A 1701-nucleotide genomic window follows, 5' to 3' on the forward strand; every position below is an offset into this window, starting at 1 on the left:
CTGGTAGCCGGGGTGGGTCGTGTCCTGGTACCCAGGGTGCGTCGGCTCCTGGTACCCGGGATGCGTCGTGTCCTCGTACGCCGGATCGGCGGCGGCCCGACGGCGGCCGAACCGCCGGCCACCGGTCTCGCGGCGCCCGGCCCGCCGGGACGCACCCCCGCGGCGGCCCGCCATCAGCGCCGCCGCGAGCAGCAGCAGGACCCCGCCGCCGAGCGCGCCGAGCACGCCGATGCCGAGGCCCGCACCGCCGCCGGACACGGTCAGGCTGCCCTCCGCCTGCCCCTGCCGCACCATCCACAGCACCGCGAAGCCGAGCACGACCACGCCCGCGAGCAGCACAAGGAGACGGGACCGCAGCAGGAGGCCGGCCAGCGTGAGCAGCGCCGCGAAGGCGAAGGGGAGGAAGAGCGAGCCGAAGAGTTCCGCGTCGGCGCCGGTGACCCCGCCTCCGGAGAAGAGTTCGTCGAGGCGGAAGCGGCGCCCGGGACGGCCGTCGTACCAGGCTCGGAAGGGGCTCCATACGGCGGCCGTCGCTCCGATGAGAGCGAGGACCGTCCCGAGGACGTTGCGGACCATGACGGGCCTCCTCGTACGTCACCTGCGCGCCGCGCCCCGCGTGACCACGTGAAGCGCCGCGCGCACCCGTACGCGTCTCTCAAGAGGGACGCTACGCCGGGTCCGGGCCCTCTGCCACGCGGGTGGTCACCGCACCCGGAAGCCGCCCCCGCGACGGGCCCCGAACAGCTCCGCCTGGTGTTCCGGAGGCAGGTTCCCCAGGGCGATCAGGTGCGGGGCGTGCGCCAGCGCCTGGGCACGGGCCGCCTCCTTCGCCGACCAGAGCGCGCGGACCGTGCCCTGGACCGCCTCCGTGGGATACGAGGCGATGACCTCGGCGGCGCGCACGGCCGCCGCCCGCGCCCCGCCCGGCGGGGTCAGCTCGGAGACCAGGCCCGTCTCGTACGCCCGGCGCGCGGAGACCCGTTCGGCCGTGCCCATCAGGGCCATCCTGGCGACCTCGCCGAACGGCATGCGCTGCGCCATGTGGACCGTCTCGTACGCGCTGACCATGCCGTACGTCGTGTGCGGATCGAAGAACGTGGCGTGCTCGTCGGCGACGACGAACTCCGCCTCGCCGAGCAGATAGAACGCGCCGCCGCACGCCATGCCGTTGACGGCGGCGATCACCGGCTTCCAGAGGTCGTTCGCCTTCGGGCCGATCGTGAGCAGCGGGTCGTCGATCGTGTAGGGGGAGCTGGGCTGCGGCACCTCCGCGGAGCGGTCGATGCCCGTGCAGAACGCCTTGTCGCCCGCGCCGGTCACGACGATCGCGCGTACGGAGTCGTCGTATCGGAACTCCCGCCAGGCCGACGCCAGTGCGGCGGCCGTCTCCAGGTCGATGGCGTTGTGCCGCGCCGGGCGGTCGAGGGTGAGGACCGCCACGCCCGTGCCCTTGTCGGTGGCCGTGCGCAGGGCGCCCCGCGCGGTCACGGGTGCTCCAGGATCCAGCGCGGGACCGTGACGCCGTCCAAGTCCGCGAAGACCACGCGCACCCTCGCGCCGATGCGCAGGCGTGCCGGGTCGACGGAGTTCAGGGGGGCGTCGGGGGAGGCGACGAGGTTGCCGACCAGGCGAATGCGGGGGTCGTCGGCGAGTTCGACGACGATCGCGTTGTACGGGGCGTGGGCGGCGTAGGCGGGGAGC

3 protein-coding genes are annotated in these 1701 nt (G+C 74.4%); all 3 read right to left on the bottom strand.

Features of this window, described 5'->3' with window-relative positions; genetic code table 11:
* A partial coding sequence (locus GKQ77_RS32455; protein WP_258022343.1) for a hypothetical protein occupies window positions 1-576 on the bottom strand: 576 nt, incomplete at its 3' end.
* A gap of 126 nt (window positions 577-702) precedes the next feature.
* Complete coding sequence (locus GKQ77_RS32460) at window positions 703-1488, bottom strand: enoyl-CoA hydratase/isomerase family protein (protein ID WP_308117854.1); 786 nt, start codon at window positions 1486-1488, stop codon at window positions 703-705.
* On the bottom strand, window positions 1485-1701 hold a 217-nt coding region (locus GKQ77_RS32465), incomplete at its 5' end, for an OB-fold domain-containing protein (RefSeq protein WP_219692734.1). The genes GKQ77_RS32465 and GKQ77_RS32460, both read right to left, overlap by 4 nt.

Origin of the sequence: Streptomyces anatolicus (assembly GCF_019400875.1) — a bacterium.
In the GTDB taxonomy this organism is placed as follows: domain Bacteria; phylum Actinomycetota; class Actinomycetes; order Streptomycetales; family Streptomycetaceae; genus Streptomyces; species Streptomyces anatolicus.